Annotated in this window: 23 protein-coding genes, 1 tRNA gene and 2 riboswitches; of the genes, 11 read left to right on the top strand and 13 right to left on the bottom strand. The window is 58.7% G+C overall.

All coding sequences use genetic code 11. The annotated features are described in order from the left end of the window. The first annotated feature begins 172 nt into the window (after positions 1 to 172). From BKY26_RS06760 to thiQ, 6 genes are all read left to right on the top strand, one after another. Positions 173 to 1387 (top strand): class I SAM-dependent RNA methyltransferase, encoded by a 1215-nt coding sequence (locus tag BKY26_RS06760; protein ID WP_071689636.1) that lies wholly within the window; start codon positions 173 to 175, stop codon positions 1385 to 1387. 22 nt (positions 1388 to 1409) lie between these two features. Beyond that, positions 1410 to 2177 (top strand): ion transporter, encoded by a 768-nt coding sequence (locus BKY26_RS06755; protein WP_071689635.1) that lies wholly within the window; start codon positions 1410 to 1412, stop codon positions 2175 to 2177. Beyond that, positions 2174 to 2644 carry a GNAT family N-acetyltransferase gene (locus tag BKY26_RS06750; RefSeq protein WP_071689634.1) on the top strand — a complete coding sequence of 157 codons (471 nt, stop codon included), beginning with the start codon at positions 2174 to 2176 and terminating at the stop codon, positions 2642 to 2644. Before BKY26_RS06755 ends, BKY26_RS06750 begins: the two co-directional genes overlap by 4 nt. A 322-nt stretch (positions 2645 to 2966) precedes the next feature. Continuing rightward, a riboswitch (TPP riboswitch) is annotated at positions 2967 to 3067 on the top strand. A 44-nt stretch (positions 3068 to 3111) separates the two neighbouring features. Continuing rightward, positions 3112 to 4098 carry a thiamine ABC transporter substrate binding subunit gene (gene thiB / locus BKY26_RS06745; protein ID WP_071689646.1) on the top strand — a complete coding sequence of 329 codons (987 nt, stop codon included), beginning with the start codon at positions 3112 to 3114 and terminating at the stop codon, positions 4096 to 4098. Continuing rightward, positions 4074 to 5639, top strand: a complete 1566-nt coding sequence (locus BKY26_RS06740) for a thiamine/thiamine pyrophosphate ABC transporter permease ThiP (protein WP_071689633.1) — start codon at positions 4074 to 4076, stop codon at positions 5637 to 5639. The genes thiB and BKY26_RS06740 overlap by 25 nt, the downstream gene beginning before the upstream one ends. Continuing rightward, a complete protein-coding gene (thiQ, locus tag BKY26_RS06735; RefSeq protein WP_071689632.1) occupies positions 5626 to 6315 on the top strand; it encodes a thiamine ABC transporter ATP-binding protein in 690 nt (229 codons plus the stop codon). Before BKY26_RS06740 ends, thiQ begins: the two co-directional genes overlap by 14 nt. A 48-nt stretch (positions 6316 to 6363) precedes the next feature. Here thiQ and BKY26_RS06730 read toward each other — a convergent pair whose 3' ends face one another. The 7 genes from BKY26_RS06730 to BKY26_RS06700 form a co-directional block, all read right to left on the bottom strand. Next, positions 6364 to 7161 carry a cytochrome c1 gene (locus BKY26_RS06730; protein WP_071689631.1) on the bottom strand — a complete coding sequence of 266 codons (798 nt, stop codon included), beginning with the start codon at positions 7159 to 7161 and terminating at the stop codon, positions 6364 to 6366. A gap of 19 nt (positions 7162 to 7180) precedes the next feature. Beyond that, entirely contained in the window at positions 7181 to 8524 is a 1344-nt protein-coding gene (petB, locus tag BKY26_RS06725) for a cytochrome b (protein ID WP_071689630.1), read from the bottom strand. 11 nt (positions 8525 to 8535) lie between these two features. Then, positions 8536 to 9117 (bottom strand): ubiquinol-cytochrome c reductase iron-sulfur subunit, encoded by a 582-nt coding sequence (petA, locus tag BKY26_RS06720; protein WP_071689645.1) that lies wholly within the window; start codon positions 9115 to 9117, stop codon positions 8536 to 8538. A 214-nt stretch (positions 9118 to 9331) separates the two neighbouring features. After that, complete coding sequence (locus tag BKY26_RS06715) at positions 9332 to 9757, bottom strand: GNAT family N-acetyltransferase (protein WP_071689629.1); 426 nt, start codon at positions 9755 to 9757, stop codon at positions 9332 to 9334. Next, positions 9754 to 10356 (bottom strand): glutathione S-transferase family protein, encoded by a 603-nt coding sequence (locus BKY26_RS06710; RefSeq protein WP_071689644.1) that lies wholly within the window; start codon positions 10354 to 10356, stop codon positions 9754 to 9756. The genes BKY26_RS06715 and BKY26_RS06710 overlap by 4 nt, the downstream gene beginning before the upstream one ends. Continuing rightward, positions 10356 to 10637: a hypothetical protein gene (locus BKY26_RS06705; protein ID WP_071689628.1), complete on the bottom strand. Its 282-nt coding sequence runs from the start codon at positions 10635 to 10637 to the stop codon at positions 10356 to 10358. The genes BKY26_RS06710 and BKY26_RS06705 overlap by 1 nt, the downstream gene beginning before the upstream one ends. 46 nt (positions 10638 to 10683) lie before the next feature. Then, positions 10684 to 11310: an FMN-binding negative transcriptional regulator gene (locus BKY26_RS06700; RefSeq protein ID WP_071689627.1), complete on the bottom strand. Its 627-nt coding sequence runs from the start codon at positions 11308 to 11310 to the stop codon at positions 10684 to 10686. Between the two features lie 68 nt (positions 11311 to 11378). Then, positions 11379 to 11529, top strand: a riboswitch (FMN riboswitch). Positions 11530 to 11606: 77 nt separating this feature from the next. Here BKY26_RS06700 and BKY26_RS06695 point away from each other — a divergent pair. After that, positions 11607 to 12053 (top strand): 6,7-dimethyl-8-ribityllumazine synthase, encoded by a 447-nt coding sequence (locus BKY26_RS06695; protein WP_071689626.1) that lies wholly within the window; start codon positions 11607 to 11609, stop codon positions 12051 to 12053. 91 nt (positions 12054 to 12144) lie between these two features. Continuing rightward, positions 12145 to 13050, top strand: coding sequence for a DMT family transporter (locus BKY26_RS06690; RefSeq protein ID WP_083431349.1), 906 nt, complete (start codon positions 12145 to 12147; stop codon positions 13048 to 13050). Positions 13051 to 13054: 4 nt separating this feature from the next. Here BKY26_RS06690 and BKY26_RS06685 read toward each other — a convergent pair whose 3' ends face one another. The 3 genes from BKY26_RS06685 to dapF all read right to left on the bottom strand — a co-directional run bounded on the left by BKY26_RS06685 (position 13055) and on the right by dapF (position 16214). Then, the gene (locus tag BKY26_RS06685) at positions 13055 to 13993 is read right to left on the bottom strand and encodes a dimethylarginine dimethylaminohydrolase family protein (protein WP_071689625.1); all 939 of its coding nucleotides are present in this window, start codon (positions 13991 to 13993) and stop codon (positions 13055 to 13057) included. A gap of 158 nt (positions 13994 to 14151) precedes the next feature. Next, a complete protein-coding gene (gene mtaB, locus BKY26_RS06680; protein ID WP_071689624.1) occupies positions 14152 to 15414 on the bottom strand; it encodes a tRNA (N(6)-L-threonylcarbamoyladenosine(37)-C(2))-methylthiotransferase MtaB in 1263 nt (420 codons plus the stop codon). Next, positions 15414 to 16214, bottom strand: a complete 801-nt coding sequence (gene dapF / locus BKY26_RS06675) for a diaminopimelate epimerase (protein WP_425434470.1) — start codon at positions 16212 to 16214, stop codon at positions 15414 to 15416. Before dapF ends, mtaB begins: the two co-directional genes overlap by 1 nt. 168 nt (positions 16215 to 16382) lie before the next feature. Here dapF and BKY26_RS06670 point away from each other — a divergent pair. Then, a tRNA-Lys gene (locus BKY26_RS06670) sits at positions 16383 to 16458 on the top strand. Between the two features lie 872 nt (positions 16459 to 17330). Here the strand turns inward: BKY26_RS06670 and BKY26_RS19970 are convergent. The 3 genes from BKY26_RS19970 to BKY26_RS06650 form a co-directional block, all read right to left on the bottom strand. Continuing rightward, positions 17331 to 18359: a hypothetical protein gene (locus BKY26_RS19970; RefSeq protein ID WP_131541793.1), complete on the bottom strand. Its 1029-nt coding sequence runs from the start codon at positions 18357 to 18359 to the stop codon at positions 17331 to 17333. Beyond that, a complete protein-coding gene (locus BKY26_RS06660) occupies positions 18349 to 21051 on the bottom strand; it encodes an ORC-CDC6 family AAA ATPase (protein ID WP_071689621.1) in 2703 nt (900 codons plus the stop codon). Before BKY26_RS06660 ends, BKY26_RS19970 begins: the two co-directional genes overlap by 11 nt. 508 nt (positions 21052 to 21559) lie before the next feature. Then, entirely contained in the window at positions 21560 to 22384 is an 825-nt protein-coding gene (locus BKY26_RS06650) for a hypothetical protein (protein ID WP_131541791.1), read from the bottom strand. 1048 nt (positions 22385 to 23432) lie between these two features. On the opposite strand from BKY26_RS06650, the gene BKY26_RS06645 reads away from it, so the two are divergent. Together BKY26_RS06645 and BKY26_RS06640 are read left to right on the top strand one after the other, a co-directional pair. Next, entirely contained in the window at positions 23433 to 24647 is a 1215-nt protein-coding gene (locus BKY26_RS06645) for a DNA cytosine methyltransferase (protein WP_071689618.1), read from the top strand. Beyond that, complete coding sequence (locus BKY26_RS06640; protein WP_071689617.1) at positions 24647 to 25489, top strand: Eco29kI family restriction endonuclease; 843 nt, start codon at positions 24647 to 24649, stop codon at positions 25487 to 25489. Before BKY26_RS06645 ends, BKY26_RS06640 begins: the two co-directional genes overlap by 1 nt. The last annotated feature ends 347 nt before the right edge of the window (positions 25490 to 25836 follow it).

Raw genomic sequence — 25836 nt, 5'->3', positions numbered from 1 at the left:
CGCCGTGGCAAAGGCCGAGGCTGCCGGTCACATGGTCCTGGAAGCCCCCGCCGACAAACCCCACGGGCTGCGCGAAGGCACGATCCTGTCCCCCGAGGGCTACGCCTTCAGCCCCGCGATCCCCAAGGCGTAACCGCTTCCCGCCGGGGCGAATCCACGCTATGCGCTGCCCATGGAAATCACGATTCAAAGACTGGGCCACAAGGGCGACGGCATTGCCGAAGGTCCCGTGCTCGCGCCCCTGACCCTGCCCGGCGAGCTCGTCGAGGGCGACGTCACGGATGGCCGCATGGACGCCCCCCGCATCCTCACCCCCTCGCCCAACCGGGTGAAAGCCCCCTGCACCCATTTCCGCCAATGCGGCGGCTGCGCGCTGCAACATGCGTCGGACAGCTTCCTCGCTCAGTGGAAACAGCAGGTCGTGGAAACCGTCCTCGCCGCGCAGGGCCTGACGACCGAGTTCCGCCCCATCCACGTCTCGCCCCCCCGCAGCCGACGCCGCGCCACGCTCGCGGGCACCCGCACCAAGAAAGGCGCGCTTGTGGGCTTCCACGCCCGCCGCTCCGACACGATCGTGCCGATCACCGATTGCCACGTGCTGCACCCCGACCTCTTGGCCGTGCTGCCCACGCTGGAACAGATCACCCGAATGGGCGGCTCGCGCAGCGCCACGCTGGCCTTTGCGCTCACCCGCTCTGACGCAGGCATCGACTGCGCCGTCACCGGCGGCAAACCGCTGGACGAGGCGCTGCGCGTGGCGTTGCCGCAATTCCTGCGCCACTTCGCCCGCCTGACCTGGGACGATGAAACCGTCTTCACCGAAACGCCCCCGGTTCAGCATTTCGGCACCGTCGCCGTCACCCCGCCCCCCGGCGCCTTCCTGCAAGCGACGCCCGACGGCGAAGCCACGCTCGTCGCGGCCATGATCGAAGCCACGACAGGCGCAAAGCACATTGTCGACCTCTTCTCCGGCTCCGGCACCTTCAGCTTCCCGCTGGCTGCACGCACCCCTGTGCATGCCGTCGAAGGCGACCGCACCATGATCGCCGCGCTCGACCATGCCACCCGCCACGCCGCCGGCATCAAGAAGGTCACGGGCGAGCTGCGCGACCTCTTCCGCCGTCCGCTGATGGCTGAAGACCTCGCCCCCTATGACGCCGCCGTGATCGACCCGCCCCGCGCGGGGGCCGAGGCGCAGGTGCGCGAACTGGCGGCGTCAGGCATCGCGAAGATCGGCTTCGTCTCCTGCAACCCCGTCACCTTCGCCCGCGACGCGAAAACGCTCACCGACGCAGGGTTCCGCCTCGATTGGGTGCAAGTGGTCGACCAGTTCCGCTGGAGCCCCCATGTGGAACTTGCCGCCAGCTTCACCCGCGCACATATGTAAGCCCGAACAGGGGAGGTCTCGAATGCGGCACTGGCTTGAAACCCGGTTGGAAACGGCGCTGGTGCGCAACACGATCATTGGTGTGATCGTGTTCAACGCGGTGATCCTCGGGTTGGAAACATCAGATGAGGCCATGACAAGGGCGGGCGCGCTTATCACCGCGCTTGACCGCATCTGCCTTGCGATCTTCGTCGTCGAGCTCACCGCCAAGCTGATCGCCTATGGCAGTCGCTTCTTCCGTTCCGGCTGGAACCTCTTCGACGCGGTCATCATCGGCATCGCGCTTGTGCCCGGCGGTCAGGGTCTCTCGGTCCTGCGCTCGCTTCGCATCCTGCGGGTTCTGCGCGTGATCTCGGTCGCACCACGCCTGCGCCGGGTTGTCGAGGGCTTCGTGCGCGCGCTTCCCGGCATGGGCAGCGTATTTCTGCTGATGGGGATCATCTTCTATATCGGCGCGGTCATGGCGACCAAGCTCTTCGGGGCCAGCTTCCCGGACTGGTTCGGCGATCTCGGCCGGTCTCTCTACACGCTTTTCCAGATCATGACACTGGAAAGCTGGTCCATGGGCATCGTCCGCCCGGTGTTGGAGGTCTACCCCTATGCCTGGGCCTTCTTCGTGCCCTTCATCATGATCACCACCTTCGCGGTCGTGAACCTGCTGGTCGGTCTCATCGTGAACTCCATGCAGGACGCCCATTCCGAGGAAGAAACGGCCCAGACCGAAACCTACCGTGACGAGGTGCTGGAGAGGCTGAAGGCCATCGAGGCACGGCTCGACACCCGAGAATGATCCTGCGCTCCTTCACGGCCCGAGATCACGCTTGGCTGATCGAGCGCCACCGCGTGCTCTATGGCGCAGAGTTCGGCTTCACCCCCGATTTCGGCATATCCATCGCCGACAAACTCGACGCCTTCCTTGCCCGTCCGGACCCGTCAAAACGCTTCTGGATCGCCGAAGCAGACGGCCAGCGCATCGGTTCCATCGCCATATCCGACCGCAACGGCACGGCCTTCCTCAACTTCGTCCTGCTAGAGCCTTCTGCCCGCGGCCAGGGCCTTGGCCATCACCTGTTGCAAACCGCTCTTGACCATGCGCGCACCAAGGGCTTCACCCGGGCAACACTCGAAACCTACAGCTGCCTCACCGCCGCCCGCGCCCTCTACCGCGCCCATGGCTTCACCATCTCCGAAACCGATCCCGGCTGGCACCGATTCGGCCAGAGCTTCGACCGCGAGTTCTGGCAAGCCGATCTCTGATCCCCGCCAGGACAGCCGCGAAACGCCGTCCTTTCATCTTGGCAAAAATACCTCCGCCGGAGGCGTCCCGCCCTCACCACAGGCCCAACCGGCAGATCCGGCAAAACTCCCCCTCCAAGACCTCGTGGCAACGCGGCATGACGAGGCCTCCGGCGTCAGCCGGGGGTTGAGGAGGGCCGCTCATGGGTCGACGCGCGATGCGCGGCGAAACCGGATTCCGTCTGCACGGGGGGTGTACAGGGGGTGTACGGGGGGTGCACGCATGGCGACGAGGTAAATTTGCAGCTGACCCTTGCCCCGGCGCGGGCTCTGCGCTACCTCCAATCCTACCTCGGGGTGGCCCAAAGGGCCTGAGATGCATCACGCGAACCCGTTGAACCTGAACCGGTTAGGACCGGCGGAGGGAAGGTTACGCGGACAGACCCCGCCACTTCTCCACCGCCCGTCGCGAAATGGAGAAAGTGGATATGAAAACCCCCATCATCGCCTCGGGATTTGCCCTTCTTGCCAGCACGGCAATGGCGCAAGATTCCGTATTGATCGTCTATACTTACGACAGCTTTGTCTCTGACTGGGGCCCCGGCCCGCAGATCGAGGCCGCATTCGAGGAAACCTGCGCCTGCGATCTGCAATTCGTCGGTGCAGGAGACGGTGCGGCGCTTCTGGCGCGGCTGTTCCTCGAAGGCGCCCAGACCGGCGCCGACGTGGTGCTCGGCCTCGATACGAACCTCATCGCCTCGGCCCGTGCAATGGATCTGATCGCCCCGCATGGCATCGCCGCCGAAACCCTCACCATGCCCATATCTTGGGACGATCCGCAGTTCCTCCCCTATGACTGGGGGTACTTCGCATTTGTCCACGGCACCGATCTTGAAAATCCCCCGTCGAATTTCCGCGACCTGGCCGATGGCGATCTGCGCATCGTGATCCAGGATCCCCGCTCCTCCACCCCCGGCCTTGGCCTCCTGATGTGGGTACAGTCCGCCTATGGCGATGAGGCCGCCAGCATCTGGGAGGGGCTGGCCGATAACATCGTCACCGTCACGCCGGGCTGGTCCGAGGCCTATGGGCTATACCTTGAAGGTGAGGCGGATATGGTCCTTTCCTACACCACCTCGCCCGCCTATCACCTGATCGCGGAAGAAGATGACAGCCACACCGTCGCGGCCTTCGAGGAAGGCCATTACATGCAGGTGGAGGTCGCCGGAATCGTCAACATTTCCAACGAGATGGAGCTTGCCCGACAGTTCATGGAGTTCATGCTGACCCCGGCCTTCCAGGAAGTCATCCCGACAACAAACTGGATGTATCCGGCGGCCTTGCCGGCCGAGAATCTGCCAGCCGGTTTCGAGACGCTGATCATGCCCGAAACGCCCCTGCTGCTCAGCCCCGAGGACGCGCAGGCGGTGCGGGTTCAGGCACTGGATGAATGGCAAGCCGCGCTCAGCCAATAAGCGCGGTGCAGAGGGCGGGCGCGGCGATTGCCGCGCTTGTCCTTCTGGCCGTGCTGGGACCGCTTGCGGCGGTCCTGTGGCGGGCCGAGTCCCTCACGGGCCTTGGCCCTGCCGACATCGCCGCCATCCGCTTCACGATCTGGCAGGCCTTCCTGTCGGCTGCCTTCAGCATCGTTCTGGCGATCCCTGTCGCTCGCGCCCTTGCAAGGCGCAGCTTTCCGGGCCGGGCGGCGCTGATCGCGCTTATGGGCGCGCCCTTCATCCTTCCGGTGATCGTGGCCGTTCTTGGGTTGATCACCATCTTCGGCAGGCGCGGCGTGCTGAACGAGGGGCTGGCGGCTCTTGGTCTTTCCGGCCTTGAAATCTACGGGTTGCACGGCGTCGTGCTGGCCCATGTCTTCTTCAACCTGCCGCTTGCGGTGCGTCTGTTCCTGCAAGGCTGGCTGGCCATTCCGGCGGAACGGTTCCGGTTGGCTGCGACGCTTGGTTTCACCCCTCGCGACATCGCCCGCCACATGGAAAGGCCGATGCTGCGGCAGGTCGCGCCTGGGGCCTTTCTGGTGATCTTCCTGATCTGCACCACCTCTTTCGCGGTGGCCCTGATCCTTGGCGGAGGACCGCGCGCCACGACGGTCGAACTCGCCATCTATCAGGCCTTCCGGTACGAGTTCGACCTTGGCCGAGCGGCGATGCTGGGGCTGGTGCAGGTGGGGATCTGCGTTGTGGCGGGGCTTCTGGTGCTGCGCGTGGCGGTGCCTGCGGCCATGGGCACAGGGCTGGATCGACCGATGGAACGGTTTGACCGGCAGACCACCCTGCAGCGGGCGGGTGACTGGCTGGCCATCACGTTGGCCGCGGTGTTCCTGCTGATGCCGCTTCTGGCGGTGTTGCTGCGCGGAGTGGGCGGTATTCTGACCCTGCCCGGATCGGTCTGGGTCGCAGCGGAGCGTTCGGTCCTACTGTCTCTGGCCACGGCTGCGCTGGCCGTTGCGCTGGCCCTGCCCATGGCGTTGCTGATCGCGCGGGGACGGGCGCGGGGTTTGTTGGAAACCATCGGCGCCCTGTCCATCGCCGTGTCGCCGCTTGTGATCGGCACGGGGTTGTTCCTGATCCTTCGGCCCTATGTGAACCCGGCCAGTTCCGCCCTGCCGGTCACCGGGCTGGTCAACGCGCTGGCGGCGCTGCCGTTCCTGTTGCGCGCCTTGGTGCCCGCCATCGAGGCGGCCGAGGCGGGGTATGGTCCGCTCGCGGACTCTCTTGGCCTGTCAGGTGGGCAGCGGCTGCGCCATGTGCTGTTGCCGCGTATTCGCCGTCCGCTCGGCTTCGGGGCGGGATTGGCGGCGGCGATGTCGATGGGCGATCTTGGGGTGATCACGCTGTTTGCCGCCCCTCAGGCGGGCACGCTGCCCTTGGAGATGTTCCGCCTGATGGGGGCCTATCGCACTGATGATGCCGAAGCGGCGGCGCTGGTTCTTCTGGTGCTGAGCCTGCTGCTGTTCTGGATCTTTGACCGTGGGGGGCGGGCGAATGCTGCGACTTGACGATGTTGAGCTCGGGTTCGAGGGCTTCACCCTCAGCGCCGATCTGTCGGTTCCCAAGGGCGCCCGGCTGGCTGTACTGGGGCCGTCGGGCGGCGGAAAGACGACGCTGTTAAGCACCATAGCGGGATTTCTGCGACCCGATACGGGGCGTGTCATTCTTGACGGGCAGGACGTGACGGATTGGCCGGTGCAGGACCGACCCCTGTCGATCCTGTTCCAGGAGGGCAACCTGTTCCCCCACCTGACCGCTTTCGACAATGTGGCGCTTGGGGTCAACCCGAGCCTGAAGCTGACCGAGGTGCAGCGCGCCGATGTGGCACGCGCGCTGGATCAGGTGGGGCTTGGCGATATGGGCGCGCGCAAGCCCGGCGACCTGTCAGGCGGGCAGCGGTCGCGCGTGGCGCTGGCGCGGATGTTGCTGCGCCGCAAACCGCTGGCATTGCTGGACGAGCCTTTCGCGGCGCTCGATCCGGGGCTGAGGCGAGAGATGCTGTCGCTGGTGGGCGATCTTTGTGACGCGGAAGGGCTAACGCTGGTCATGGTCAGCCACGATCTGCGCGATGCGGAGCGGCTGTGCACCGATCTGTGCCTTCTGGAGGAGGGGCGCATCATCCTGAACGGCCCATTGCAGCCCATGCTGGCTGACCCGCCCGAGCTGCTTGCCCCCTGGCTCTAACGAAAAACGCGCCCCGGAGGGCGCGCTTTCCTTGTCTTCAAGCCGGGATCAGCTTTCCTTCGCGGCCCGCTTCACCGGCGCCCACAGACGCTTGTTGGTGAGGTAGAGCAGCGTCGAAAGCAGGATCAGCAGGATAACGGCGGTGAAACCCATCCGCTTGCGCGCCATCATCTGCGGCTCGGCGGCCCACATCAGGAAGGCGGCCACATCTTCGGCCTGTTGTTCGATCGAGGCGGTCGTGCCGTCGTTATATTCGACGCCGTCTTCCCAAAGTGGCGGTGCCATCGAGATCAGACCACCCGGGAACACGTCGTTCCCGTAAAGGAACGTGCCAGCCATTTCCTCGTCATGGCCATTATAGCCCGACAGCAGCGCCGCAATGTATTCCGGGCCGCCAATGCCGTTGACCAGCGAGTTCAGACCGGTGCCCCAGGGGCCGTGGAAGCCGAGACGCGCCTTGGCCATCATGCTGAGGTCAGGTGCGCCGGCGGCGGTGTTTTCCGGGAAGTTGTCTTCCGGGGTCGCGGCACGATAGTCGCGCAGGTCTTCGTCCCAGACCTCGATGAAGTTCTGTTCGATATAGGCGCGCACCTGATCCGGCGGGATGCCGGGGCCGTCTTCATCGGACAGGGTCCGGATCGGGACGTAACGCAGACCGTGGCAGGCCGCGCAGACTTCGGTGTAGACCTGAAGGCCGCGTTGCAGCTGGTTCTGGTCGAAGGTGCCGAAGGGACCATCGAAGGAGAAGCGGATGTTCTCCACGTGGCCGCCTTCGCCAGCGGCCAGCGCCGGGGAGCCAGCCAGAGCAACGGCGGTCAGCGCGGTGAGTGCAAGTTTCCTGAACATGCTATTCAGTCCTTTTCTTTTACTCGGCCGGGGTCGCGGCTTTATCGCCGTCGGACCCGGACTTGCCGTAGTGCTCTTTGAAGTCTTCCTCGATGGTCGCGGGCTGCGGCAGCGGCTTCTCGAAGATGCCAAGCAGCGGCAGGATCACCAGGAAGTAGGCGAACCAGTAGGCCGACCCGATCAGGGCGATGTAGGGATAGATCCCTTCCGCCGGACGGGCACCCACCCACATCAGCACCATGAAGTCGACGACCAGCAGGGCGAACCACCACTTAAACATCGGGCGGTAGCGGCCAGAGCGCACCGAAGAGGTGTCGAGCCAGGGCACGATGGCCATCACGGCGATGGCGCCGAACATGGCGATCACACCGAAGAACTTGGCGTCGACGATACCACCGGTCAGCCAGTTGGCCGCGATCACGACCCAAACCTCGGAGTCGAAGGCGCGCAGGATCGCGTAGAAGGGCAGGAAGTACCATTCCGGAACGATATGCGCGGGCGTCGCGAGGGCGTTGGCTTCGATATAGTTATCCGGGTGGCCGAGGAAGTTCGGCATGAAGCCGACAACCGCGAAGAAGCCAACCAGGACAACCGCCAAGGCGAAGACGTCCTTGATCACGAAATAGGGCCAGAAGGGCAGCGTGTCGGCGTCTGCTTCCTTGCGCGAGGTGCGGCGCACTTCAACACCCGTGGGGTTGTTGTTGCCGGTGTGGTGGAAGGCCCAGATATGCACGACCACGAGGCCCGCGATCACGAAGGGCAGCAGGTAGTGCAGCGACAGGAAGCGGTTCAGCGTGGCGTTGTCCACGGCGGGTCCGCCAAGCAGCCAGGTCTGGATCGCATCGCCGATGAAGGGGATCGCGCCGAAGAGACCGGTGATCACCGTGGCCCCCCAGAACGACATCTGACCCCAGGGCAGAACGTAGCCCATGAAGGCGGTGCCCATCATCATCAGGTAGATCAGCATGCCGATGATCCAGGTCACTTCGCGGGGCGCCTTGTACGACCCGTAGTAGAGACCGCGGAAGATGTGCAGGTAGACGGCGATGAAGAACAGCGAGGCGCCGTTCATGTGGATGTAACGGATGGCCCAGCCACCGTTCACGTTGCGCATGATATGCTCGACCGAGGCGAAGGCCAGGTCGACATGCGGGGTGTAGTGCATCACCAGGATGATGCCGGTGACGATCTGCATGACAAGGCAGAAAGCCAGCACGATGCCCCAGATCCACATCCAGTTGAGGTTCTTGGGGGTGGGGATCATCAGGGTGTCATAGATCAGGCCAACCACGGGCAGGCGGCGGTGAAGCCACTTTGCACCGTTGGATTTCGGCTCGTAATGGTCGTGGGGAATGCCGGACATGTCTCGCTCCCTTAACCCAGAAGGATGGTGGTTTCGTCGACGAACGCCGCATTGGGAACCCAGAGGTTCTCCGGTGCGGGTCCGCGGCGGATACGGCCGGCGGTGTCGTAGTGCGAGCCGTGGCAGGGGCAGAACCAGCCGCCAAAGTCACCGGCACCGTCGCCAAGCGGGACACAGCCAAGGTGGGTACAGACGCCCCACATGACCAGCCATTCACCGGTGTTTTCGCCAGAGAAGTCAGCGAGCGTCCGGTTTTCATCGGCAGCAGAGGCATTGTCGCCGATATTCGGGTTGCGGGCATTGCCGTCAACGATATTGGCGGCACCGTCGTCCGCGCGGCCCTGTGCGATTTCCTCTTCCGTGCGGCGACGGATGAAGATCGGCTTGCCGAGGAACAGCACGGTCAACTGCGTGCCGGGGGCAAGGTCCGCCACGTCGACGCGCTTGGTCGAAGCGGCCTGAACGTCTGCGGACGGGTTCATCTGGTTGATCAGCGGCCAGACGGCAGCACCGGTCGCTACTGCACCCACGCCACCAGTGGCGTAGTACAGAAAGTCGCGGCGGGTGCTGGGATGATCTTCTGCGTGTGACACCGAAAGCGTCTCCCTCATCAGCGGCCCATGTCCCCGGGCCAAAAATCCTAGCGAGGCCACGGGCGTAGCGCAGCCATTGTCGCGCCTTCTACAAGCGCAAGGGGCGCGGCGTCCAGCGGACAAACGCGCGCATAGCGCCCGAATTGTCGCATATCTGCATCAAGAGCAAGGGGATGGGCGGGTTCAGGGCCGAAAAACCCGTCTGGTGTGTGGATCAGATCAGGCTGAGTCGCATGGACCGGTGGGGGATTCCCGCATCGTCGAACTCTGGCCCATGGGCGGTGAAGCCGAGTCTTTCGTAGAAGGGCACCGCATGGGTCTGGGAATCGAGGATGACCAGCGTAAACCCGGCATCACGCGCGTGGTCCAGAATGGCCAGCATGATCTGCCGCCCCAGCCCGGTGCCCCTGTGGGAGGGCATCACCGCAACCCGCTGCACCTTGGCCACATCGCCCTTGGGCAGCAGCCGCGCGCAACCGGCGGGGTTTGCAGCGTCACCGGCAAGGAAATGCGTACAGGCCTCATCCAGACCGTCCCATTCCTCGGCCTCGCTGACGCCCTGTTCGCCCATGAACACGGCCTCGCGCACGGCATAGCAGGCGGCACGGTCTTCCGGCGTCGTGGCGATAAAGACGTTCATGCGTGGGGCACGGTCGCCCGCATCGACTCACGCTCTGCAAAGCGTGCCTCCCACGCGGCCAGCACATCGCGCCCCTTGCGCCAGTCTTTGTCCGGGTGGCGAAAATCGAGATAGCCAAGCGCGCATCCGATGGCGATCTGGCCCATGTCGAGCGGCCCGTTCAGATGGCTCATCCAGCGGGTATCGAGCGCATCGAGCGCGCGGGTGATTTTTGCCCATTGTGCATCGAGCCAGGGCTGATAACGCATGTCCTCGGGCCGAACGCGGGCTTCGTAGACCATCAGAACGGCGGCCTCCATGATCCCGTCGGCGGTCGCCTCCAGCGTCAGCGTGTCCCAAAGCTGGTGCTCGGGGTAGAGGCCGGCTTTGGCGCGAGCATCGAGAAACCGCGTGATCACCCGGCTGTCATAAAGCGTCGGGCCATCGTCGCGGATCAGGGCAGGGATCTTGCCTACGGGATTTGCGGCAGCAACCTCGGCGGCGGTGGCAACGGGGGTGGTTGCCACCTCTTGCAGGGCGATATCGTCCTGGCCGGTTTCCAGAAGCAGAACGCGCACCTTGCGAACGAAGGGCGAGGCAGGCGCGGAAAGAAGCGTCATCATGTCAGGCGTTTCACTTTCAGTCGGGTCAGGGCGGTGGCGTCAATCTCGACCCCGCGCCCAGTGGAATTCAGGCGGAAGATGCGCCGCCAGCGGAAAGTGGCGTTGGTCTGCCCGTCGGCTGTGCGCAGCGTGGCGCCTTCGGGCGTGGCATCCATGATGTCTTCCAAAGGCTGGTCGAGACGTCCATGAGACGTGGCGCGCGCCAGCACATAACCTGCGATGGCGACAGTTCCGTATTTCAGTGCGATCCCGGCAAGCGGGGGCAGGGCAACGGGCATAAGAAATCCTCCTGTTCCAATAGGTAGGGGCGCGGGGGCGTCCTGTCTATTCCCCGTGCTCGACCCCCATCATCAGCGCGGCCAAAAGGGCGGTTTCCTGCCCGATCTGCGCGCCGTTCAGCTGGCTGGCTGCTGATTGACGGGCCTTGGAGGATTTGTTCTGGGCCAGTTTCCAGGTGCCATCGACCTCCGCCACCTCGAACCGGAAGGGCCGGACCATGCGCATTAGCCTTTCCTGAACATCCTCTGGCGTCTTGTCGAGTGTCCAGGGTTTCTTTGGTAGCAGGCGCGTTTCAAACATCTCGGTGAGCGTTTCCAGCGAAGCCTGCAGCGCCTCGTCTGGCAGGGGGTGCAGCGTGCCGCGCAGGTGGACGGCGACATAGTTCCAGGTGGGCACCTGCGCCGGGTCGCCATACCAGTCGGGCGAGATGTAGCCATCGGGCCCGGTCACGGCGATCACGGCGGGCAGGGCGCCAGTTGCGGCGCGGGCAATGGGGTTCGAGCGGACAAGGTGCAGGTCGGCGCTCGCGCCATCCTCGGACAAGGCAAAGGGAACATGAGACACCATCGGCGCCGGATCGCCGTTGACCGAGAGCACGCCGAAGCCCCGCTCGCGGGCAAATTCGAGGTTCCGGTCGCGGCTTTCCTGCCGGTAGACGGGATTGGGATGCATGGGGCGCTCTCCTGCCGTGATCTGTCGTTTGTGCAGCTTGCGCAGCCGGGCGGCATTTGCAACAACCGGGGCGTTCTCAGGGCGGGGTGAAATTCCCCACCGGCGGTATGCGGGCGATGCCCCGTAAGCCCGCGAGCGCCCCCGTGACGCACGGGGGGTCCAGCAGACCCGGTGAGAGGCCGGGGCCGACGGTTACAGTCCGGATGAAAGAGAACGAGCAGGGGGCGCGCCTTTCGGGTGCGGTCCTGCCCGTGATCGCCTTGGGTGACGTGTCAGTTATCGAAAGGAGATTACAGATGACACACACCCGATATGCGTTCGTGAAGGCCAACTGGCATTCCGAGATCGTGGATCAGGCCCTTCTGGGCTTTACCCAACTTATCCCCGCCGAGCAGGTGGATGTCTTCGACGTGCCCGGCGCGTTCGAGATGCCGCTTCTGGCGCGTGACCTTGCTGCCTCGGGCCGCTATGGCGCGGTCGCGTGCGCGGCGCTGGTCGTCGATGGCGGCATTTACCGGCACGATTTCGTGGCGCAGGCCGTGGTCGACGGGCTGATGCGCGCGGGGATGGACGCCGGGGTTCCGGTTCTGTCCGTGTCGCTGACCCCGCATCACTTCCAGGAAACCGAACACCACATCGGCATCTACAAGGCCCATTTCGTGCAAAAGGGCCGAGAGGCCGCCGAGGCTGCGCTTGGCATCTTGCGCACGCGCGCCGCATTGGCCGCCGATCAGGCCGCCTGACCGATCGGGGGCGTAGCACGACCCGCCGCGCCCCCTTGTGGACCCACCCCATTCAGCCCATGGTGACTGCGACCCTTCCCGCGAGTCCCCCATGCTGAACGGCATTGCCCTGCGCCTGCTCTCGGTCGGCTTTTTCGCCGCCATGTCCGCCACCGTGCACGGGCTGTCCCATAGCGTGCCGGTCGGGCAGATTGTCTTCTGGCGCAGCTTCGTCGCGATCATTCCGATCGTGATCTACATGGCCTGGATCGGGCGCTTCCCGAACGGGTTCCTGACCAAACGCCCCGGCGGTCACTTCATGCGCGGGCTGTTCGGCGGTATCTCGATGGTGCTGTCCTTCATCTCGCTGGCCTATCTGCCGGTCGCCAATGCAACCGCGCTGGCCTTCCTCGGTCCGCTCGTGTCGCTGCCCTTCGCGGCAATGCTGTTGGGCGAGGTGCTGACCCGCCGCATCATCTGGGCGGCCTTCATCGGCTTTGGCGGTGTGCTGCTGATGCTGGCCAGCAGTCTTGTGCGCCCCGATGCCGATCCGGGCCAGTTGATCGGCATCGCTGCGGGCCTTGGTTTTGCCGCCACAATGGGGCTGGTGCGTGTGCAGATCCGTAACCTGACAAAGACCGAAAGCGCCGTGACCATCGCCTTCTGGTTCTCGGTCACCTGTTCGGGCATAGGGCTTCTAAGCCTGCCGCTCGGTTGGGTGCCGATGCAGGGCGAGGTGCTATGGTACCTGGTCTTCGCGGGGCTTCTTGGCGGCGTGGCGCAGATCCTCGCCACCGAAGCCGCCGCGCGCGTGCCGGTCTCTCAGCTTGCCCCGTTCGACTATACCGGGATGATCTGGGCGCTTGGCTTCGACGTGATCCTGTTCAGCCAGTTCCCCGACTGGATCAGCTTCATCGGCATGGGGGCCATTGTGATGGCCGGGGTCATCACCGTGATCACTCCGAAGTCACAGCGCCCCGCCGCCGCGCCCCCGGCGCCGCGGCAGCCCTGGCACTAGGCCCTCAGCCCGGTTCGCGCCTCAGCGATTGTGCCATGCAGTGGATGCCGCCGCCCATCATGGTGAACATGTCCATTTCCGGGTCGTAGACCGTGAACCCGTTGGCGCGCAGCTTGGCGATGAGGTCTTTGCTGGCCGCCGGGGCCAGAACGCGATCCCCGCCAAGCGACATCACGTTGCAGCCGAGCGCCATCGTGTCGCGGAAGCCCACGGGGATGATCTCCACCCCTCGGGATCTCAGCCAGTCGGTGACGTGATCGGGGGTTGTCTCCAGACAGACCGCCGCACATTTCGGGGCAATCATGCAGACCATCAGGTCGATATGCACATAGTACGGGTCGATATAGGCGTAGTGCACCTCCCACCCCTCTTTCTCGACCCAGGCCCCGATCTGGCGTGCCGAAACCTCTTCGCAGCGCATGCCCGTGTAGCCGATCAGCACAGCACCCGGTTCGATGATATGAAAATCTCCGCCCTCGAAATTTCCGGCGCTGACCATGTCGTAGATCGGGATGCCAGCCCCGAGGTAGAAGCGCAGCGCCGCAGAATACTCCCCGCGCCGTCGCGGATTTGCCATCTGGGTGATCACGGCACCCCAGGGAGTCATAAAGCTGGAATCGCGGGCATAGACGCCGTATTTCAGATGCTCGTCAGCGGGCAGGGTGTGGATGGTCACGCCCGCACCTTCATAGGCGTCGCACATCTCGCGGTACTGTTTGACCGCGATCTGGTGATCCCATTTGCGCCCGGTGCGCGCGGTTTCGCGGTAGATCGAGCTGAAGGCCACGTTGTCCATATGCCCGAAGGTTTCCACGGGGCCGAGCAGCACGTCCTTGAGCACCCCATATTCTGAATCGATCCCCCAGTTTGGAAGCGTTTCGGTGCCCCCCAGTGGATTACGCGCCTGAAGCGGCGGATTGGCAGGGCGTTGATCGTCGGGCATGGGGTTCTCCGCTTTCGGTTTGCGTGAACGATAGCGGAGGAGGGCCGTCAAGCAATAGAAAGGGTCGTTTCGGCACCGCTTTCGACGCTGTGTTCGCGGACAGCCAGTTCAGGTGCCTCTGAGTGAGCAGGCAGTTGGCATGCCTCAGACTCGCGCCCTCAGGCGCAAAGCTGGTTGCCTTCGATACCCGTGATCAACGCGCTGACGATCTGCCCCTCGGGTTGCGGATCGCGGAAGCTGACCTCGGTGAACTGCTCGGTCCGGCCCATATGGGGGTTCTCGAGCAGGACACGGTGACGACGGCCCACTTGTGCGGCGAGGTGTTTGGCGACCTGCCGGTCGCCGGTGGCGCGCAGCCTGGCTGCGCGATCCTTGATCACCACGCCGTTCACCTGATTGGGAATGCGGGCCGCAGGGGTGCCGTTCCGTTTGGAATAGGGGAAGACATGCAACCACGTCAGGTCGCAGTCGGTCACCAGCTTCAGCGAGTTCTCGAAATGCGCCTCGGTCTCGGTCGGAAAGCCAGCGATGATATCGGCGCCGAAGGTCATCTCTGGCCGCAGGCGCCGCGCCTCTTCGCAGAAGCGGATGGCATCGTCGCGCAGGTGACGGCGGGCCATGCGCTTGAGGATCAGGTCATCGCCATGCTGAAGCGACAGGTGCAGATGCGGCATCAGGCGCGGTTCCGTCGCGATGGCCTGCATCAGGTTCTCGTCCGCCTCGATGGAATCGATGGAGGAGATGCGCAGGCGCGGCAGGTCCGGCACCAGCTTCAGGATGCGCATGACCAGATCGCCAAGACGCGGGGTCGAGGGCAGATCCGCCCCCCAAGAGGTCAGATCGACGCCTGTCAGCACCACCTCATTATAGCCGCGGTCCACCAGCCGCTTGATCTGATCCACCACCACACCGGCGGGGACAGACCGGGAATTGCCGCGCCCATAGGGAATGATGCAGAAGGTGCAGCGATGGTCGCAGCCGTTCTGAACCTGCACATAAGCGCGGGACCTTGTGCCGAACCCGTCGATTAGGTGGCCCGCCGTTTCGGTGACCGACATGATGTCATCGACCATCACCTTCTCGGTCTGACCGATGAAGTCGCCCGCAATGCCCGCCCAGGTTTCAGGCCGCATCTTCTCGGTATTGCCAATGACCAGATCGACCTCATCCATCGCCTTGAACGTGTCAGGCTCCGTCTGCGCGGCGCAGCCGGTGACGATGATCTTCGCCTCCGGGTTGTCTCGGCGCAGTTTGCGAATCTCCTGCCGGGCCTTGCGCACCGCCTCGGCCGTCACCGCGCAGGTGTTCACCACCACGGCATTATCCACCCCGGCCTGATCGCTGAGCGCTTTCATCGCCTCGGTTTCATAGGCGTTGAGCCGACAGCCGAGCGTATGGAAAATGGGGGGCTTGATGGACATCAGAGCGCCGACAGGAAATCCGGCGTCAGCACGGCGTCGAAGACATGGGCCGTGGGCCCCGTCATCCAGACGCCATCCTCGCGCCAGTCGATATGGATGGTGCCGCCGTCAAGCTCAATGGTCACGGTGCGCCCGGTCAGCCCCCGACGCGCGGCGGCAACCGCGGTGGCGCAGGACGACGAGCCAGAGGCCAGCGTCACCCCCACACCCCGTTCCCAGACCCGCATGCGCAGATGATCCGGCCCGATCACATGCGCGAACTGAACATTGGTGCGCTCGGGGTAAAGCGGGTGATGTTCGATCTCGGCCCCGCGCGCGGCAAGGTCCACCGCCTCGGCATCCTCGACGAAGAAGGTGCAATGCGGGTTGCCCATGCCGGTCGCGGTCGGCGCGCCCTCGATCGGCAGCTCCCGCGTATCCATCTGATGGGCCAGGGGGATGTCCTGCCAGTCGAGCTGCGGAGCGCCCATATTGACCGAGGTCAGCCCGTTACCCGCATCCAACGCCTCGAGCAGCCCCCGCTCGGTGCGGATCGTCAGGGCGCGCTTTCCGGTGCGCCCCATCTCGTAGCGCGCCACGCAGCGGGTCGCATTACCGCAGGCCCCGGCCGTCGAGCCATCGGCGTTGTAGAAGATCAGGGACAGGTCCGCTCCGTCATCGGAATGAATCACCGCCAGCTGATCGAATCCCACCCCCCGATGCCGGTCCGCCAACGCAGCCGCCAAGGGCGCGGTCATCGTCACGGCGGTCTCCCGCGCGTCGATCACCACGAAGTCATTGCCAAGCCCATGCATTTTCATGAAGGGCAGGCCGGCTATGGGTCCATGTTCCACCATGCGCGGGCATATACGCCTTCGCCGGTCGATTTGAAATCCCAAAGGAAAGATTTCTGCTTGACGCCCCCGGATCGGGTTTATAGAGAAGCCGCCTGTAGCGGGGGTCGCAAGACAGCGCCGCAACTTCAGAGTGGGCCGTTAGCTCAGTTGGTAGAGCAACTGACTTTTAATCAGTGGGTCGCAGGTTCGAATCCTGCACGGCTCACCACTGAAACCATTTAAAATCAATGAGATGCGCATCGCGACTGTTGTCCAGGTGGCCGTGCTTAGAAGCCCGTGGAAGCAGTGTGGAAGCAGGCTCCTGCTCCATAGAAGTGGCAGAATTGCAACGCTAGCGAGTCGAGCATTCGCCCCGAGAATGTCACGCCCACAGAGTTCTCTGATCAACAGTGTCTCCGTGTTCGTTGGCCTGCTAGGGCTTGGGCGCAAGTGCAGATGCGCACTTCATCGACAGCAGACACTTAACAAGAGCTTCCGAACGGAAACCGGTCATTCGCTGCTTACGCAAAGCGGCAAATCGAAACTAGAAAAGCAGTCATTCACCACCGGTGGAGTCAAGACAACGGTACTTCGGAGCGCATTAACTACCATAGTTTGCAGTTCGAAGTTTTGTTGACGTTCAGCATTTCCACTTGGTTTGAGTTCTGATTCAAGGCTGCAAAAAGAGGAACGCAGCCTTGGCCGTCATGTCCCGACCGACGCCCACTGGGCGATTATCGACCTTTCTGCCTGGGTAAGGACATTGATCCCGTCCAGGCCGGACGCGGTCCGAAGTTGATCATGGAAGCCGTTTTATGGATCACACGCACAGGTGTTCAGTGGCCTTAACTTTCTGCTGAGTTTGGCCATTGGAGTTCGGTTCTTAAATGCTTACGCAGGGGAATCTAGACTAATTAGTATAATAGTATATTCAGACAGTTGGCCTCCGATAGCGATCTCGAATGCGCAAAGATCTACTGCTCAATAGTGAACGTCAACCTTTTGGAAAAAATCACAAAATTTGTGCCAGATGCCAAATTCAACGGAGACGAGATGGTATCCGAGACTCACAAATTATGACCTTTGCGCGCAAATATTAATCTATGTGAACCTCACTCGGTTCGGTAGCTTAACGTGAAGTGTGTCGCCGCAACCGATTGGCTTGACGTCTGATTTGTATCCAATCGGGAGAGGAAAGGTGAGTTGAACTTCTTGATGCTTCTCCCAAAATAGGAAACTGGCAACCGTGTGCATTTTGCTGCAGACTGGGGATACAATAAAATCGAAGTCATCTATCAAATAGTGATAGTACTCTTCCAACAAGGCCATTGACTCTTCAATGGAATGGGTTGGAACAATTGCCGATGCACTCTTTCGAGTTTTCTCATACCTTTCGTGAAGCTTTTGACTATATTCGAGCCGCCAACTAAGATTAGGACTCGATGGATCTCCATATATAAGAAGAAGTTGGGTAGGATTGATGTTTTCAATAACACCCGCCGATCTATGAAGTTCGTAGCCAGAAAAGAGAGCAAGGCATGAACGCCCTTCGTGATTTAAGTGGCCCGAAAATGGAACAAATGTCATATTGACGGACATTTCTTTCGCCATGGAAGGCGGGGTATTCTCTCTGTCGAGATCATCATCCTTAAGCATTTTCTGATACTCGTCAAAGCTCGGCACATACTCTAATGCAGACGTGTATGTGACGTGTAGATCTTCGTATGGACGACAGTCCCGAAGTTCCTGTAGCCAGATACAAATAGCGTAAGCGGGGAAACCAGAGACATCGAGCCAGACGTTGACACAGCTGCTCGGAAGGTCCAGAATTTGCTTTCTGACTGCAGCCTGGTATCGATATACCTCATTTAGCTTGAGGCTACAGGTTCGAATTCTTTCAGATTTGAATTTTTCTTTGGCACAATTGACAAATTTTTCAGCAACTTCCGCATTACCTTCAGAATCATTGTCAAACAGCGTAAGCAAACAAAACGCATCTGAAGAAAATTCAGAATTGCATAAAATTCGAAAGGCCCGTTCTTCGAAGCCGGAAGCAAGGATAAGTACATCCAAAGCACCCGGAGATATCTTGCCACCCGGGATGCTAACAATTTCATAATCAGATTTCACTGTCATTGCTCCAATCAAACAGGTCAACGATATCGTGAAAGTCTTCGTTTTTGTCTTTCACAAACTCCGCTCCGCCCTGGCGAAAAGAATCTGGAGAAAGGAGAAGAAACTCTAATTTAGATGCGGACAAACGAAGGTGATCATCTCGTCTGAGACCAATATTGAAAGACGGGCAGTAAATCCGATTGAGAATATATACTGGCTTCTTTCTGTTGTCGTCTCTTGCGACGTAGTCAATCGATGCTTCCAACACACCAAAGGTGATTAGTTTTTTGAGTATGAAATTTGATGCATTTGATAGATCGTAAATATCATTCCTTTCAATAGCAATCATAGATCTAGGAGTTACTTGAAATCCTGGATGCGAAGGTGCCTGTCGCCGGAGGTGCAATCTAAAGGCAGATCCAATAGTAGTTGCGACGTCATAAAGATGCGCTCCTAGACTTCTCTTTCGGCCACCAAACTCAAAAACGCCCGAAATTTGTCTAAGTTGATTGAGCCGCTTATCAGATACTAGCCTAACTGCGTGGTCTTGTTGTCGAGGTTTGATGAGTTTCGCGTCGGAGCTGGGTAGAACTCCTTGGACCGCAAAAATCTCTGATATAATTTCCAGTAGTGCTCTAGGGTTTCGGCCAGCCGAGTTGTTGATGACACTCCAGCCATGATAATAGGCATCTCGGCTGCCAAACATTAGCCGATGCATGAGCCGGTCATATGCTCCTGGATCGTTCCCTAGGTAATCAACTATTGAATGGCTTGCATACTTGAAATGCTCAAGTCGCTTGTCCACGATGCCTTCAAAGTAGTTCTCTACTTCTTGCGTGGTTAAGCCTGCGCTACGTCGCCCAAACAGAGTTCTTGTTATGTCTATTTCAAATAAGTCATGGCCGATCTCAATTTTCTTTCCCGTCGCTTCCAGTCTAAACGTATGTTTTTCTGCCGAAAATTTTACGCAAAAATGTGGATTTGAAGATATTAGAATATCGCAGATTGCCTGCTGTACAGTTTGCGGCACGTAGGGAGAGCCGGCATCGTCAAACAAAAGATGAAAACGAGTATCTGATAGGGTTTCGAAATCAGACTTAACAGCATCAAAGAAGTCCGCCAACTGAATTTCAGTTGCAAGTACCTTGCCTGCTTTTTCGAAGTATTGTGGATCGTTTGCTGACGCCAATTCAGCATCGGATACAATGTTTGAGATGTTCTTAAGTTCGGAGGCTATTTCGCTTTCGACTGTGACAATCCCTGGATTCGGCAAGATCTCATCAAGAATCTTGCGAATGGCGACGTAGGAATCGGGCTTCTTAAGAACTCCGAGGTTCACTGCAGATGTGAGTGTCTGCAACGTGCGTTTGATCGCTTTGAAAATAACGATATGACGGTAGTATTCTGGTCCAGGGGGCTGCTCACGTTCTTGATGAACGCTAAGCGAGCGAAAATCACCTTGCCTGCACGGGAAGTAGATGCCAAAGATTTCCTTTGGGTCTACTAAAGCATTGGAAACACTTGGAAAAAAACCTAGCATTGCCAAGTATGTCGACTTTCCACAACCGCGGCTGCCAGATATGTAACTGTTTCCAAAGGTAACCACTTTTTCACGCAGTGCCGGAAGTGGCTCGAACATCCCAGCTGCTGTAGCAGGGTCAGTGAACTCTTCGTACCTTTGCAAGCGAAACGATCCTGGCGGGTTAAACTTCTCTTCCAAGAAAACCTTCTTGCGCTCAAGGTAGGCGTCATAAAGTGACTGAGAAGAGTAAATCTCAAAGAACTCAGCCATTGAACCAACTTGGTTTTTAAGTAATTTTTCAATTGGGAAGTAGGCTGCGGATCCGATCGCACGTCTTATCGAGACTTGCGGGTTTGTCTTCCTTTGGTTGCTAAGCAATCGCCAGACGAGAGTCCCAAAATTTTCTAGGTCGCTGTTGCGAGCTTCTTCTGGACTAAGACTACCAACGGTTCCATAAGAAATGTCAATGATATCAAATTTAATTGTGCCGGAAATCGATTGGGAAACCAGGATGTTCTTATCGTGAAGATCACCATGATATCCTCCTTCGCGTTCGAGAGCTGCCAATGATCCTCCGACCTGGCGTACAAATGACGAAATGATATTTGGATTTAGGCGAATACTCTCTTGTTGGAGAAAGTTTGCGAAAGTTATGCCTTTAACGTATCTGAACAGAAGTGCGTCGACTTCGACAATATTTCCGAAAACATCTGTTGCTTTCACCCGCAATATCTCAAAAGGTAAAACAAGATTTTCTGGCAGGTCTTTCCCGCCGAGATCCGCGAGAGACTTTTGTAGATCAATAGAAGCCCCAGGGCGAATAACCTTCATCACAACGTCGTTGCCAAGGATCTGATGCTTAACGAGGAAGACTGTTGAGTTTTTGCCCGAAATTAGTTCGCGCGAAATATTGTAGTTGCCTATAGAGCTGCGCAAAGCATCGTCGTATTCGGAGAAATGCAAAGTCATCCGACCATAGACGAGTAACCCCAAACGATTAAGAATTACTTCTTGGTCAATCCAGCCCTCAATCCGAAACATTCGAGCAAGTTCAGAGTCCGGATTGAAGCTATTTTCGTTCCAGTCATACGCAAAATCTTGGATGAGATCGTCGATATCAGCGCTGCGGATGGCCTCCTGAAAGCTGCGGGCTTTTTGCTCGGAACTCGATACTGTGAGTACCATCAGACAGAGAACCTCCTAGCTTGCATAGCCTCGACATGTGTCAAGGACATCCCCTTAAGGTTACATGAGTGAATGTCGTCTGGAAAACTGAACATTCGCTCTTCAGCGCCATTTGCCACCGCATGATTGCATAGATGTTGAAAGCTTGTTCCTGCACCGCGATCGTCCCGGAACACTATCGTTTTCCGGGCGATTTCGTGGACGGACCCGATTATCTTGAGCTCAGTTTCAGCAGTGTGCAAGCTGACAAATGACAGTATCACGTCATACTCTCTAGTGCTGACCGCGTAGGGTAGATTGGTTACAAAGCCAGGTTCAACCACATCCTCAGCAAGCATTACTGAATGTCCAGCAGCAACAAGAGCATCACGAATCTCCATCCTTTTACCTTGAAGCAACCTTTCATCAGGAACATCTGATAGTCTCTTAACGGAAGGACCAAAGAGTAGCACACTTAGTGCAACATCACCAAATGCAGCTCGAAGGAGGTCTGATGGTCTATTATACATCAAAATAATTCGTCACTTCTGACTTGATTAAATGGCGAACCTAGGTCGGTTTGAAAACTGGCAGTGCCGCTCGGCGCTGAACAATCTTCGGAAGAAAGGGCTTCAAGATAGATCGGCATCTGACATGTTTCCGACAGATAAGCGTACAGAGTCCAAAATCCCAAGAATATCATCATCCAGGTCAAGAGACTCTTAAGGTAGTGTAACTTTACGATCAACCAAAGTTGCCAAGTTTTCGGCTGAATGTTCGCATGGTGAAGCCGGTACGAGACATGAAGCGACCAAAAGTAGATGGCGAGAGACAGAGCAGCTGTTAGTCCAGGCAGCAAAACCCAGGTTGATCCGCCGTCAGATCTGAGTCCGGCGAGCAAAAGGGGCCAAAAGTTGGGTGCGTCGTTGATCCTAGCCCAACTAGTAGCTTCGATGTATTGATCGATATCCCAAAAATGAAATGCGGTGTGTGCAAATGTTCCCACCGAAATAGCAAAAAATAGATAGTCCAGAGGTCCCCTTCCGAATTTATCATTCCAGTTGCCCGTCTCGACGACGTCTGGCCGTACAGCAATCCAAACGATAGGTAAGTAGAACGGAAAGCTCATTTTCAACAGTATCCTGTAGAAAACGGAGGGAACAAAGAGAGCAATAAATGCATATGCGGAAAGCCGAACCAATGGGGTGTTCCCCGCCCGCATCCGCTGCGTCGTAGTGTCAAAATTCAGGGGATGTCCAGCTTGCGCGCCGGGTAAAATCTCAACTGTGCTGGTTAAATCTGTCTTTGTCAGTAAGATCAGCCAGTTATCTGGAAAATGATACCACCCCTGCAAGAGACACTTAAGAGTTGCCCAAAATCTGATTCCTAGCGTCCTTAGGAAGACTCCTAACAAGCTCAGCGGTAGAACCACTATGAATGCTGCGGCGGAAGCTGCTCGAGGCCAGTTCCTTGAAGCTAGGGGCTGAGATATTAGAACAATTGATATTATGACCGAGCCAAAATTTGTGATCATTGACACTTGGAGTTGCGTACCTTGAAGAGTTTGTAGCGCAATAATTGAGGCAGATAGAAATAGGGATGACCATGCTACTGGTTTTGAAAGTGCATTTGCGTACCCACGCCAAAACACACTCAGTATAGCGGGGAGCGCACCAGGAAGGAGCCCAAGAAGAACGCTCCAATATGAGACTTCGAAAACCTCAAAGCTACTCGCTGCTATAGGACTAAAGTGTCTGCTTCCTAACAGGTAGTATCCTAGGATGCAGAAAAGCGTGATGCAGACTACAGGCCAAACAGCAGTATCAATCGACCGCCCTCTATCCCAGTATTGGTTAAATATCTTCAATCCAAGGCTAGTTGAGGAGGGTGATCGAAGATGCACAAAAGGCGTCAGCATAACCGCAGTCAAAAGCGCCCAATAGTATCCATTGTAAAAGAGGAGTATCCCAAGCACGGATGCAATTAGTGTTTCCAATATGGCCAAAGCCGAGAGATTTCTCTTGAGTCCTGACGACTGTTTGGAAAAAAGCACCCAAGTGTCGTCCCGGTGCGGGGGTTTGAAGTCGGGAGCATCGTCCTGCATTCTAGTTGATACCGTCACTTAGATTTAGACCTGCTTGAGTATATCTAAGTGTTTGCAAATGCAACCGAATTTCGCTGCGACAACGCCATTAAGGCCGAGCATGGCGGACACCTTCATGGGTTTTCGTCAAAGAGGTTAGCTCGGATGTCCCAGTTGGATCAAGTTACGGCGCCATCCATCAACCCCTCGCTGGCCAACTTCGATGAGGTAAAGTGTTCACTCGTGCCAAGAACTAGGTGCATCATGCCTGTTGAGGAAACTTCGAAACTCTGGTTTAGTCTCGAAGAGGCGTAGATGCATGAAAAACAACCACGAAAAATCGTTTAGAGCAGTAAGAAGTTCTGTTGAATTGTTCGCCGGTGCCGGTGGTTTGGGGATCGGACTTGCCCAATCAGGCTTCGAGCCGCAGCTTGTGGTCGAGCACAACAAGTGGTGTTGCGACACTTTACGGGAGAACGAAGGCGTACTTGCTCAAAAGGTGCATGATGGCAAACGTCTTGAGGTCCTAGAAGGCGACATCCGCTTTGTCGATTTTGCACGTTTCGACGGCTCTCTCGATCTCGTTTCAGGTGGCCCACCCTGTCAGCCGTTCAGCCTCGGCGGGCGTCACCGTGCCTATGATGACGCGCGAGATATGTTTCCACAAGCGGTGCGGGCTTTGCGGGAGGCACGCCCCAAGGCCTTCGTTTTTGAAAACGTCAAAGGGCTCATGCGTGCGGCGTTCCAAAACTACTTCGAGTACGTTCAGTTGCAGATGGAACACCCTGAAATGATTGCCCAGCCAGATGAGCATTGGGAAGATCATCTCGCACGCCTTGAGCGTCACCACACTCGCACAAAGCGTCCCGGTCTTCACTATCGGGTCGTTACACGACTCCTGAACGCCGCCAACTATGGCGTGCCACAGAAGCGAGAACGCATCCTCTTTGTTGGGTTTAGGGATGATGTTGATGCGCGCTGGTCATTTGATGCCGGCGATCACAGTATGGAAGCTTTGGTCTGGGATCAATTGTATGGCGACTACTGGGACCGGCATAAGGTCGCGAAGAAAGACCGCAAACTTGAAGGTCGCTGCCTTCAACTCTCTCGGAAGCTGTCTTCCGAACAGCGTCCGCAGTCGAAACCGTGGAAAACCACGCGCGATGCAATCGCTGACCTTCCGGACCCTCGGCAGACGAGACGGTCATCATCGGTCTTCAACCATACTTTCCAAGATGGTGCGCGCACCTATCCAGGTCATACCGGCTCTTACCTCGATGAGCCCGCGAAGACGCTTAAAGCCGGCGTTCATGGGGTCCCAGGCGGCGAAAACATGCTGCGTCGCGCTGACGGTTCAGTGAGATACTTCTCAACGCGAGAGGCGGCCCGTCTGCAGACCTTCCCGGACAACTACAAATTCCATGGCGCATGGAGCGAATGCATGCGCCAACTTGGCAACGCTGTACCGGTTCATCTGGCGCAGGTCGTCGGTGATAGTGTGGCGCAACAGCTCACGGCATCCGAGGTCGGTTGATGGCGCGTCGCCCTGAACTCATCAAAGTGGAAGAAACACGCGCTGCTATCGAAGAGCTTCGCGCACTTGCGACGACGACGACCCTGACGGGCCCGTCGCGTAAGGCGCTCTTGGGCTCGATCTCCGATATGCAGGAGTTGCTCAACCGTCTTACCCGCGAGCTCGACCCTGTGTCGCTTCCAGAGTCCTTTTTTGATCCAACAGAACCCCGCCTCATTGGACACTTTGTGGCTCTCGCACTGATTGCCCAGGATCGCCGGCCTCTGGCCGACGTATCGAAGGCTTACGGGTCTGGAGTCTATGCCATCTACTATACGGGTCATGCCGAGATTTACCGGCCGATCTCAGGCACTGAGACGCCAATCTATGTCGGAAAGGCCGATCCCCCTGCAAATGCAAAAACTGTGATCGAGCAGCTCACAAAGCTCACCGATAGGCTGGGCGAGCACCGAAAGAACATCGATAAAGTGCAGGGGATTGAGCTCGCCGATTTTGAATGCCGCTCCCTCGCTGTCCAGAGCGGCTATCAGGCCTCCGCCGAAATCCATTTAATCCGTCTCTTTGAGCCTATCTGGAACAACGAAACTCGTATACTGTACGGTCTCGGCAAGCACGGAGATGCCTCGACTACGCGCGCCAACAACAAAAGCCCGTGGGACACTATCCACCCAGGACGTGCCTGGGCGTCGGAAAGTCAAGAGGCAAAGTCGGCAGATTCAATCGCCGCTGAAGTCTCGGATCACTTCAGGCGGGCCAAGATATTTCAGACAACGGACGATGTCTTCGAAGCCTTCGCGGCAGGCATAAAACAACAAGACTTCATAAGTACACACGACCTTTAAGCCTCGTGTGCAGATTGCACTTTCCCTACCCCAATGCGAGTGTCATTGGTAGTGACCAACCGGGTGGTGAAAGAGGCCGTACGCGGAGCCTTCGGCGTATCGCGGCTGCTAAGGCCATAAGACTGTCTAATCGCCTTTAGCGCAACCTTAGCGAGTTCACCCTTCGTCTGCGCCTTTCCCATTTTCATCCCTTAAGACTTCGCTATCGAGGCGAATGACCGGTAAGCGGGCTGCGACTGCAGCATCTTGAAGGTAGATCGAAGAGCCGGGAACCGCCATCCTACCAGCCCAGAGGAGCCAAAGTAGCGATGACGGCAACCTCCGCAGTGAGCTTGTGCTGTCCACTC

It is taken from the genome of Nioella sediminis, from assembly GCF_001879695.1.
Taxonomy (GTDB): Bacteria; Pseudomonadota; Alphaproteobacteria; order Rhodobacterales; family Rhodobacteraceae; genus Nioella; species Nioella sediminis.
This window is presented reverse-complemented; position numbering and strand designations above follow the sequence as displayed.

Coding starts and splice junctions, on each gene's coding strand:
- BKY26_RS06710 (WP_071689644.1), bottom strand. CDS start 10,356: ATGACGCTTCTTTCCGCGCCTGCCTCGCCCTTCGTTCGCAAGGTGCGC.
- BKY26_RS06685 (WP_071689625.1), bottom strand. CDS start 13,993: ATGCCCGACGATCAACGCCCTGCCAATCCGCCGCTTCAGGCGCGTAAT.
- BKY26_RS06660 (WP_071689621.1), bottom strand. CDS start 21,051: ATGGTACTCACAGTATCGAGTTCCGAGCAAAAAGCCCGCAGCTTTCAG.
- BKY26_RS06755 (WP_071689635.1), top strand. CDS start 1,410: ATGCGGCACTGGCTTGAAACCCGGTTGGAAACGGCGCTGGTGCGCAAC.
- BKY26_RS06750 (WP_071689634.1), top strand. CDS start 2,174: ATGATCCTGCGCTCCTTCACGGCCCGAGATCACGCTTGGCTGATCGAG.
- mtaB (WP_071689624.1), bottom strand. CDS start 15,414: ATGTCCATCAAGCCCCCCATTTTCCATACGCTCGGCTGTCGGCTCAAC.
- dapF (WP_425434470.1), bottom strand. CDS start 16,214: ATGAAAATGCATGGGCTTGGCAATGACTTCGTGGTGATCGACGCGCGG.
- BKY26_RS06740 (WP_071689633.1), top strand. CDS start 4,074: ATGGCAAGCCGCGCTCAGCCAATAAGCGCGGTGCAGAGGGCGGGCGCG.
- BKY26_RS06700 (WP_071689627.1), bottom strand. CDS start 11,310: ATGCATCCCAATCCCGTCTACCGGCAGGAAAGCCGCGACCGGAACCTC.
- petB (WP_071689630.1), bottom strand. CDS start 8,524: ATGTCCGGCATTCCCCACGACCATTACGAGCCGAAATCCAACGGTGCA.
- thiB (WP_071689646.1), top strand. CDS start 3,112: ATGAAAACCCCCATCATCGCCTCGGGATTTGCCCTTCTTGCCAGCACG.
- BKY26_RS06760 (WP_071689636.1), top strand. CDS start 173: ATGGAAATCACGATTCAAAGACTGGGCCACAAGGGCGACGGCATTGCC.
- BKY26_RS06645 (WP_071689618.1), top strand. CDS start 23,433: ATGAAAAACAACCACGAAAAATCGTTTAGAGCAGTAAGAAGTTCTGTT.
- BKY26_RS06690 (WP_083431349.1), top strand. CDS start 12,145: ATGCTGAACGGCATTGCCCTGCGCCTGCTCTCGGTCGGCTTTTTCGCC.
- BKY26_RS06705 (WP_071689628.1), bottom strand. CDS start 10,637: ATGCCCGTTGCCCTGCCCCCGCTTGCCGGGATCGCACTGAAATACGGA.
- BKY26_RS06695 (WP_071689626.1), top strand. CDS start 11,607: ATGACACACACCCGATATGCGTTCGTGAAGGCCAACTGGCATTCCGAG.
- BKY26_RS06715 (WP_071689629.1), bottom strand. CDS start 9,757: ATGAACGTCTTTATCGCCACGACGCCGGAAGACCGTGCCGCCTGCTAT.
- BKY26_RS06730 (WP_071689631.1), bottom strand. CDS start 7,161: ATGTTCAGGAAACTTGCACTCACCGCGCTGACCGCCGTTGCTCTGGCT.
- BKY26_RS06640 (WP_071689617.1), top strand. CDS start 24,647: ATGGCGCGTCGCCCTGAACTCATCAAAGTGGAAGAAACACGCGCTGCT.
- thiQ (WP_071689632.1), top strand. CDS start 5,626: ATGCTGCGACTTGACGATGTTGAGCTCGGGTTCGAGGGCTTCACCCTC.